8 protein-coding genes are annotated in these 9,397 nt (G+C 60.6%); 7 read left to right on the plus strand and 1 reads right to left on the minus strand.

Annotated elements, in window-relative coordinates; translation table 11 throughout:
• The first annotated feature begins 107 nt into the window (after window positions 1-107).
• From PMI21_RS18965 to PMI21_RS18955, 3 genes are read left to right on the plus strand one after another with little or no spacing between them, the layout of a single operon-like run.
• A complete protein-coding gene (locus tag PMI21_RS18965; protein ID WP_007936583.1) occupies window positions 108-1,127 on the plus strand; it encodes an aminoglycoside phosphotransferase family protein in 1,020 nt (339 codons plus the stop codon).
• A complete protein-coding gene (gene murU, locus PMI21_RS18960) occupies window positions 1,124-1,795 on the plus strand; it encodes an N-acetylmuramate alpha-1-phosphate uridylyltransferase MurU (protein WP_007936585.1) in 672 nt (223 codons plus the stop codon). The genes PMI21_RS18965 and murU overlap by 4 nt, the downstream gene beginning before the upstream one ends.
• 1 nt (window position 1,796) lies before the next feature.
• A complete protein-coding gene (locus PMI21_RS18955) occupies window positions 1,797-2,561 on the plus strand; it encodes a TerB family tellurite resistance protein (RefSeq protein WP_007936596.1) in 765 nt (254 codons plus the stop codon).
• Between the two features lie 65 nt (window positions 2,562-2,626).
• On the opposite strand, the gene PMI21_RS18950 is transcribed toward PMI21_RS18955, so the two are convergent.
• Window positions 2,627-3,616 (minus strand): alpha/beta hydrolase family protein, encoded by a 990-nt coding sequence (locus PMI21_RS18950; RefSeq protein WP_007936598.1) that lies wholly within the window; start codon window positions 3,614-3,616, stop codon window positions 2,627-2,629.
• 73 nt (window positions 3,617-3,689) lie between these two features.
• On the opposite strand from PMI21_RS18950, the gene PMI21_RS18945 reads away from it, so the two are divergent.
• The 4 genes from PMI21_RS18945 (at window position 3,690) to PMI21_RS18930 (ending at window position 9,273) form a co-directional block, all read left to right on the plus strand.
• Window positions 3,690-6,080, plus strand: coding sequence for a PAS domain-containing sensor histidine kinase (locus PMI21_RS18945; protein ID WP_007936600.1), 2,391 nt, complete (start codon window positions 3,690-3,692; stop codon window positions 6,078-6,080).
• Window positions 6,081-6,132: 52 nt separating this feature from the next.
• Window positions 6,133-6,762, plus strand: a complete 630-nt coding sequence (locus PMI21_RS18940) for a response regulator (RefSeq protein WP_007936601.1) — start codon at window positions 6,133-6,135, stop codon at window positions 6,760-6,762.
• A gap of 277 nt (window positions 6,763-7,039) precedes the next feature.
• Window positions 7,040-8,164, plus strand: a complete 1,125-nt coding sequence (locus PMI21_RS18935; protein WP_007936603.1) for an ABC transporter ATP-binding protein — start codon at window positions 7,040-7,042, stop codon at window positions 8,162-8,164.
• Between the two features lie 47 nt (window positions 8,165-8,211).
• Window positions 8,212-9,273: an ABC transporter substrate-binding protein gene (locus PMI21_RS18930; RefSeq protein WP_007936606.1), complete on the plus strand. Its 1,062-nt coding sequence runs from the start codon at window positions 8,212-8,214 to the stop codon at window positions 9,271-9,273.
• The last annotated feature ends 124 nt before the right edge of the window (window positions 9,274-9,397 follow it).

Raw genomic sequence — 9,397 nt, forward strand, 5'->3', positions numbered from 1 at the left:
TGCCATCTGCCCGCGGTGTGGGCCGCACGCCTCTCGATGGTCTGAAAAAGATGCTGGATAATAAAGCATGACCCGCTTGACGGCTAGCGCCGTCGGAGACCCTTGTAATGCCTGACCAAGATGTACGCTTGCAACACCTGAAAGTTTGGCTCGATGAACAGTTGGCTATCCTCTTTGCAGAACAAGGTTGGGGCACCGTGCCCCCGGCCACGTTGACCGCGGCCAGTAGCGACGCGAGTTTTCGGCGCTATTTCCGCTGGGAAGGCACCGGCAGAAGTTTCGTCGTGATGGACGCGCCACCGCCCCAGGAAAACTGCAAACCCTTTGTGGATATCGCTTTTCTGCTGGCGAAATCCGGCATAAACGTGCCGAAAATTTATGCCGAAGACCTCGAGCGTGGTTTTCTTTTGCTCAATGACTTGGGCAACAAGACTTATCTGGACGTGATCGACAGCGAAAATGCCGACGATTTGTTCAAGGATGCCCTGCAAGCGTTGTTGGCTTTCCAGCAATTGCCGATGGTGGCGCCGCTGCCGAGTTATGACGTCGCGCTGCTGCGTCGCGAACTCGAACTGTTCCCCGAGTGGTACGTGAAACGCGAACTGGGCATCGAACTCGACCCGGCGCAGCAGGTGCTCTGGCAGCAGGTCAGCGACCTGCTGATCGACAGCGCCCTGGCTCAGCCCAGAGTCCTGGTGCATCGCGACTACATGCCGCGCAATCTGATGCGCAGCGAGCCGAATCCCGGCGTGCTGGATTTCCAGGACGCGGTCTACGGGCCGGTGACCTATGACGTGACCTGCCTGTTCAAGGACGCCTTCCTCAGCTGGCCTGAAGAACGCGTGCGCGGCTGGCTGGAAGATTACTGGCAGCAAGCCGGCGCGCTCGACATCCCGGTTCAGCCGGACTTCGAAGACTTTCTGCGCGCCAGCGACCTGATGGGCGTGCAGCGTCACTTGAAAGTCATCGGCATCTTCGCCCGCATCTGCCATCGCGACGGCAAACCACGTTACCTCGGCGACGTGCCGCGCTTCTTTGCTTATATAGACGCGGTCATCAGCCGTCGCCCTGAACTGGCGGAGCTGGATGTGTTGCTGGCCAGTCTGCGTGCTGGAGCGACTGCATGAAGGCAATGATTCTGGCGGCGGGTAAAGGCGAGCGCATGCGTCCGCTTACCCTGACTACGCCAAAGCCACTGGTTCGCGCCGGCGGAGCGCCCTTGATCGAGTATCACCTGCTCGCTCTGGCGGCTGCAGGGTTTACCGAGATCGTGATCAACCATGCCTGGCTCGGTCAGCAGATCGAAGATTATCTGGGCGATGGCTCGAAATATGGCGTGAGCATTCAGTACTCGCCGGAAGGTGAGCCGCTGGAAACCGGTGGTGGTATTTTCCGCGCGTTGCCGTTGTTGGGTGATGAGGCTTTTGTGGTGGTCAACGGCGACATCTGGACCGACTACGACTTCAGCGTGTTGCACCAGCCCATCGTCGGGCTCGCTCATTTGATCCTGACGGACAACCCGGCGCATCACCCGAGCGGGGATTTCACCCTGGTCGATGGCCATGTGCAGGACGGTCAGCCGGATACCTCAACTCTGACTTACAGCGGCATCGCCGTGCTACACCCGCAGTTGTTTGACGGTTGCTCGGCCGGGGCCTTCAAGCTTGCGCCGCTGCTGCGCAAAGCCATGGCCGATGGGCAAGTGACGGGCGAACGCCTGAATGGGCATTGGGTGGACGTCGGTACCCACGAACGCCTGGCTGAAGTAGAAAACTTGATAGAAGCGAGACGCTGACATGTTGTGGCCAGGGACTCTGATTGGAGCCGGAGTGGGCTTTGCCATAGCCAGCATTCCGGGGGCCATGCTCGGTGCTTTATTGGGGCAGGCGCTGGATCGGCGCTTGCACCTGCAGAGCTGGGCGCATTTATGGGAAAAAATCGGTGGCCGCTCGGTGCTGCGCAACGATGAACTGCTGTTCGTGTTGCTGGGCCGATTGGCCAAGAGTGATGGGCGGGTAGTGGATGGCCACATCCAGCAGGCACGGCAGGAAATGCGTGCGCTGGAGATGACCGAGTCGGCGCAACGTCGGGCGATAGCGGCGTTCAATCGCGGCAAGTCGGGACACGACCGGTTGCGCAGTTATCTGCGACGCTTGAGTGCTCAACCCCATGCGGCGGAAGGCGTGTTGCGTGCCTGTTGGCGGATGGTCTGGGCCGATGGCCGCGCCGGTAGCGGTGAGCGCGAACTGATTGCGCAGTGGGGCAAATGGTTGGGCTGGACACCGCAACAGGTGCAGGCACTGGCGAGCGACTACGAGCCGAAGCGCCCATTGGTCAGCAGCGCGATTACGTATCAGGACGCCTTGCGGCTATTGGGAGTGTCGGCGACCAGCGAGCCGGCACAGATCAAACGCGCCTATCGACGCCTGCTCAGTCGCCATCATCCGGACAAGATTGCCGGCAGCGGTGCGACGGCGTTGCAGGTTCGTGAGGCGACGGACAAGACTCGTGAGTTGCACAATGCCTACACGTTGATTCGTGAGCGGCGGGATTTCCGGTAATCGCAAAGCCGGTCAAAAGATCGTCCGAAGGCTCGGGCCGCGTTCGGACGATCTTTTGCTTTTGCTCAGTCCGCGGTCTGCGGATTCAACCACCCGCGCACCCGTCGAACCAACTGCTCTTGCTCAGCCTTGGCATTGCCCGGCAGTGCCTTGAGCGATACCTGGCTGAACGCCGACGTCTTCAAGCGTTTGTTGGCCTGCAAGCGTTCCAGTGCCGCGTTGCGATCCAGCGGCTTGTCCATGTAGAAGATGTCGGCGGTCGGCAGCTTGATCGTCGGCGTCAACTCGGCCAGTCCGGGCTTCGCCGTAACGGGCGTCTGGGCGGCGACCATCACGAACTTCTCGATTTGCGATGGCTGCTTCTCGCTCAGATAACGCGCAGCCCAGTAAGCGCCGGTGCCATGCCCCAGCACGACGACCCTGCGAGCGCTTTGCTGTTCGGCATAAGCGATGGCCGCGTCGATGCGGGCGAAGATTCGCTCAGCGTCGGCTTTGGCCTGTTCTTCAGTGGTTTCGGCGATGGCCTTGTCGGCCACCTCCGCTTCGCCGCCGGCCGCCTGTTCGATGGGCGCCGCGGTGGTCGAGTCTTTGCTACCGGCTTCAGGGGCTTTGGGCGCGGGTGCCACTTCGACGATACGTGGCGCAATGGCTTCGCTTTGCAGGTCCGGCAAGGTGATACTCAGGCTGCTCCACTCGGCGTCCGGCAATTGGCGGCGCAACGGGCTGATTGCTTGCGGCCAGTCAACGGTTTCGCCGGCACCCGGGATAATAATCACCGCGCCTTTGGGTTCGGCGGTATTGGCCGGTTTCCACAAGGCGAGGAAGCTGTCGGTGCCGGCTTGCAGTTGTTGCTGTTCCTGCGCAGGGATTTGTCGCTCAAGTGCCGTGGCTTCTTCCTGACTACGCTCAAGCAGCGGCTGGCGTTCGACCGGTTTTTCTTCGGCGGGTTTTTCCGCAGTGGCAGGTGCCGGGTCGGCCGCCTCGACGGAAAAGGCGCACGGCAGGATCAGCGACAGGCACAATGCTGGCAGTGCCAGGCGGTAGACAGGGGGCATCGGATATTCCAGGCCAGAAGTTATTCCGGCAGCCTAATGGGTTGGTCAGTATTTGTCAGTGTGTGAGACTTCGATGATGCATTTTCGCTGCCTGTGGGTTATCGGCTGTTTATGGTTTCCCTTGATGGGCTGGGCGGCTCCCGCGCCACCGGCGCACGTCGTGTCATTGTCTTCGGCGCAACAGCAATGGCTGGCGCAGCATGAAGAGTTGCGGGTCGGGGTGGTGTTGCAGGCGCCCTATGCCCAATACGATCGCCGCTTGCAGCGCCTGTCCGGGGTGAACATCGAGTTGATGAAGTGGCTGGCCAAGTCGCTCAAGGTCGAGCTGAGCTGGCGTAATTATCCTGATCTTGCGCAACTGGAAGCCGCCGCGCGCGAAGGCGATATCGATATCGCGCCGGGGCTGACCCAAACCCCCGCCGGTTTACGGCTCTGGCAATTTTCCGATCCGTACATGCGGGTGCCGCAACTGGTGGTCAGCGACCAGAAGAGCACCGGTGTGGTGGAGCTGGAAAAACTCGACAGTCAGACCCGCGTCGCCGTGCGCATGCCCAGCGTCACCGCCGATTTTTTGCGTAGCACCTACCCGCATTTGAACCTGCAAGGTGTGCCTCTGGAGCGCCAGGCGTTGCAACTGTTGTTGAGTCAGCAGGCCGGTTACGCGGTGGTCGATGAAGCGCAATTCGGGCGTCTGTCAGCCGAGCCTGAGTTTGCCGGGCTGGCCGTGGTGGGCGACATCGGTTTCCCGCAATTGCTGCGAGTGGCCACGCGCCGGGACTGGCCGGAACTGGCGGGTATCGTCGAAAACGCGCTGCGGGCGATCCCGGCCAAGAACCTGGAGCAACTTCACGATCAATGGCTGCAACCCAAGTACCCGCGGCTGTCCGATTCACCGGTTTTCTGGAAAAACCTCTGTCTGCTGTTGCTGGTGTTATTGCTGAGCAGCATGGCCATTGTGTACTGGCAGCGTCGTCAGCAACACAGTCTGGAGCAACGTTTGCTGGCGGCGCGCGAAGACATTGCCCTGCGCGAGGCCAGCGAAGAAGCCTTGCGCCTCACGCAGTTCTCCATCGATCAAAGCACCGTCGGCATCCTTTGGGTCAACTGGGACAGCCATGTGCGCTACGCCAACCGTGCCGCCGAAACCATGCTCGGTTACCCGGCGGGCGGGATCATTGATCGGCCCTTGATCGATTTCGAGCCCGGTTTGCACATGGACCGTTGGCTGACCCTGTGGAAGCGTGCCCGGGCCAGCGAGGAAGGGCCGCTCAGTTTCGAAACCAATTGCGTGCGGGCCGATGGCAGTATTCTGCCGGCGGATGTTTCGTTGAGTTTCTTGCGGTTTCGCGAGGGCGAATACCTGGTGGTTTACCTCAATGACGTCACCGAGCGTCGGCGTGCCCTGGCCGCCTTGCAGGAAAGCGAAGCGCGGCTGCAGGGCATCGCCGCCAACGTCCCCGGGCTGGTCTTTCGCCTGGAGCGCGCACCGGTGACCGGGCAGATCGACTTTGCCTACATCAGTGAAGGCAGCGAAAGTCTGGTGGGGTACTCGCCGGCCACCCTGGCTCATCGGGACAAAGGCCTGCGCAGCCTGGTGCATCCGGATGACAAGGCCAGTTATCACCAGACTCAGGACCATGCACTGGATACCGACAGCGACTGGTCGTGGCAGGGACGGATTCTGACCCGTCAGGGCGAACAGCGCTGGGCCGAGATCAAGGCCATTACCCGCCGGCTCGAAGACGGCGCCTATGTCTGGGACGGGATCGTCTGGGACATCACCGAGAGCAAGCGCATCGAACTGGAACTGGCCAGCTCCCGTGAGCAATTGCGCGAGTTGTCCGCGCACCTGGAAAGCGTGCGGGAAGAGGAGAAGGCGCGGATTGCCCGGGAAGTTCACGATGAGCTGGGGCAGATGTTGACTGTGTTGAAGCTGGAAACGTCCATGTGTGAGCTGGCCTATGCGCAGCTCGATCCGGGCTTGCACGAGCGCTTGAATAGCATGAAGCGTTTGATCGCTCAGCTGTTCCAACTGGTGCGTGATGTAGCCACGGCGCTGCGGCCACCGATTCTCGATGCGGGTATCGCCTCGGCCATCGAGTGGCAGGCCCGGCGGTTCGAGGCGCGCACGCAGATTCCGTGCCTGGTACAAGTGCCGGATAATTTGCCGGTGCTCAGCGATGCCAAGGCCATCGGCCTGTTCCGGATCCTTCAGGAAGCGCTGACCAATGTCATGCGCCACGCCCAGGCGCATACTGTTGAACTGACGCTGGCCCTTGAGGGCGATGAACTTTGTCTGACTGTCAGCGATGATGGCGTAGGATTTGTCGCCGCACCTGGCAGGCCGACATCCTTTGGCGTGGTCGGCATGCGTGAACGGGTGTTGATCATGGGCGGGCAATTGTCGCTTGAGAGTGAGCCGGGGGAGGGCACGACCCTGACGGTGCGAGTACCGCTGGATTGATAAAAGATCGGACGATCTTTTCGGCTTCAACGCTATAAATGAGGAGAGGCAAGTGATCCGTGTACTGGTAGCCGAAGACCACACCATCGTTCGCGAAGGCATCAAGCAATTGATCGGTCTGGCCAAGGACTTACTAGTGGTCGGGGAGGCGAGCAATGGCGAGCAGTTGCTCGATACCTTGCGCCATGTTCCCTGCGAAGTGGTGTTGCTGGACATCTCCATGCCCGGGGTCAACGGCCTGGAAGCGATCCCGAGGATTCGCGCCTTGAACAATCCGCCGGCGATTCTGGTGCTGTCGATGCACGACGAAGCGCAGATGGCCGCTCGGGCGTTGAAGGTCGGCGCTGCGGGTTACGCGACCAAGGACAGCGATCCGGCATTGTTGCTGACGGCGATCCGCAAGGTCGCGGCGGGCGGGCGCTACATCGACCCGGACCTGGCCGACCGAATGGTGTTCGAAGTCGGCCTGACCGATGCGCGGCCGTTGCACTCGCTGCTGTCGGAGCGTGAATTCTCGGTATTCGAACGCCTGGCCCAGGGCGCCAACGTCAACGACATCGCCCAGCAACTGGCCTTGAGCAGCAAAACCATCAGCACACACAAGGCGCGGCTGATGCAGAAACTCAACATCACCTCCCTGGCTGAACTGGTGAAGTACGCCATGGAACACAAATTGCTCTGATCCACACGATCCACTGGTTCACTGCAAATACCTGTGGGAGTGGGCATATCCATTTACGACATGCACGCAAAGCCGCTTTTACCGGTTCCTGTGGCTTGCAGCTCACCGCCTGTCGCCATCACGAATCGGCATATCCATCCCCGCCATCCTTGTAGGGCAATCCCTACCCCCAACCTTCCATCCGGCTGAGGCGATTCTCTCCTGCGCCCCGATTTGCGCGGCTCCCAGCGTCCACTAGGCTTAGTCCACAGCAGTCATCAATAACAAAGGTGTGGGTATGAGCCAGGTTGATTCAAGCGCAGGGGCCAGCGATATTCTGGTCAGCTTTCGTGGAGTGCAAAAGAGCTACGACGGCGAGAACCTGATCGTCAAAGACCTCAACCTGGAAATTCGCAAAGGCGAATTCCTGACCTTGCTCGGGCCGTCCGGTTCCGGCAAGACCACCAGTCTGATGATGCTCGCCGGTTTCGAAACGCCGACCGCCGGGGAGATTCAACTGGCCGGGCGTTCCATCAACAACGTGCCGCCGCACAAGCGCGACATTGGCATGGTGTTCCAGAACTACGCGTTGTTTCCGCACATGACCGTGTCCGAGAACCTGGCGTTCCCGCTGACCGTGCGTGGCTTGAACAAAAGCGACGTCAGTGACCGGGTCAAACGTGTGCTGAGCATGGTTCAGCTCGACACTTTCGCCCAGCGCTATCCGGCGCAACTGTCCGGCGGTCAGCAGCAGCGTGTGGCCCTGGCTCGCGCCCTGGTGTTCGAACCGCAACTGGTGCTGATGGACGAACCCCTCGGTGCACTGGACAAACAGCTGCGCGAACACATGCAGATGGAAATCAAACACCTGCACCAGCGCCTCGGCGTGACTGTGGTCTACGTGACCCACGACCAGGGCGAAGCCCTGACCATGTCCGACCGCGTCGCCGTGTTCCACCAAGGCGAGATCCAGCAGATCGCGCCACCGCGCACGCTCTACGAAGAGCCGAAAAATACTTTCGTCGCCAACTTCATCGGCGAGAACAACCGCCTCAACGGCCGCTTGCACAGTCACACCGGCGACCGCTGCGTGGTCGAACTCGGTCGTGGTGAAAAGGTTGAAGCCCTGGCAGTCAACGTCGGCAAGACCGGCGAGCCCGTCACACTGTCGATTCGTCCGGAACGCGTGAGCCTCAATGGTTCGAGCGAGTCCTGTGTCAACCGCTTCTCGGGAAGGGTGGCGGAATTCATCTATCTGGGCGACCACGTCCGGGTTCGCCTGGAAGTCTGCGGCAAGACCGACTTCTTTGTGAAACAACCGATTGCCGAGCTCGATCCTGCTCTGGCTGTCGGCGACGTGGTACCGCTTGGCTGGCAGGTCGAACACGTTCGCGCGCTCGACCCACTTCTAGAGGCGAACTGATCGCCCCCTGCTTCACCAACACCAACCCTGCACGTGGAGAACAATAAATGTTGAAATCCCTGAAATGCACCGGCTCATTTAACGCTATCGCTTTGGCAATAGGGATGATGGGCGCGGCGCATGCAATGGCGGCGGGCCCGGATCTGACCGTGGTGTCCTTTGGCGGGGCGAACAAGGCGGCGCAGGTCAAAGCCTTCTACGCACCGTGGGAAGCGGCGGGCCACGGCAAAATCGTCGCTGGCGAATACAACGGCGAAATGGCCAAGGTCAAAGCCATGGTCGACACCAAGAGCGTGTCCTGGGACCTGGTGGAAGTTGAATCGCCAGAACTGTCCCGTGGTTGCGACGAAGACATGTTCGAGCAACTCGACCCTGCGCTGTTCGGCAAGTCCGAAGACTACGTCAAGGGCGCGATCCAGCCTTGCGGCGTGGGCTTCTTCGTATGGTCGACCGTGCTGGCCTACAACGCCGACAAGCTGAAAACCGCTCCGACCAGTTGGGCTGATTTCTGGGACACCAAGAAATTCCCTGGCAAACGCGGCCTGCGCAAAGGCGCCAAGTACACCCTGGAGTTCGCACTGATGGCTGACGGCGTTGCGCCGAAAGACGTCTACAAAGTGCTGGCCGGCAAAGACGGTCAAGACCGCGCGTTCAAGAAGCTCGATGAACTCAAGCCAAGCATTCAGTGGTGGGAAGCCGGCGCACAACCGCCGCAATACCTCGCCTCGGGTGACGTGGTCATGAGCTCGGCCTACAACGGCCGGATCGCAGCAGTACAGAAAGAAAGCAACCTGAAGGTAGTGTGGAACGGCGGTATCTACGACTTCGACGCGTGGGCGATTCCAAAAGGCCTGGATAAAACCCGTGCTGAAGCGGCGAAGAAGTTCATCGCGTTCTCGGTGGCTCCGCAGCAGCAGAAGACCTACTCGGAAAACATCGCCTACGGCCCGGCCAACACCCAGGCTGTGCCGTTGCTGGCCAAGGATGTCTTGAAAGACATGCCGACCACCCCGGAAAACATCGCCAACCAGGTGCAGATCGACGTCAGCTTCTGGGCTGACAACGGCGAGCAACTGGAACAGCGCTTCAATTCCTGGGCTGCAAAGTAAGCACTCACACAGGACGACGGTTCACCGGATGATCGTTCCCACGCCCTGCGTGGGAATGCCGCCCGGGACGCTCCGCGTCCCTGTGACGCAGAGCGTCACTGCATGCGTTCCCACGCAGAGCGTG

Source organism: Pseudomonas sp. GM18, from assembly GCF_000282195.1.
Lineage (GTDB): Bacteria > Pseudomonadota > Gammaproteobacteria > Pseudomonadales > Pseudomonadaceae > Aquipseudomonas.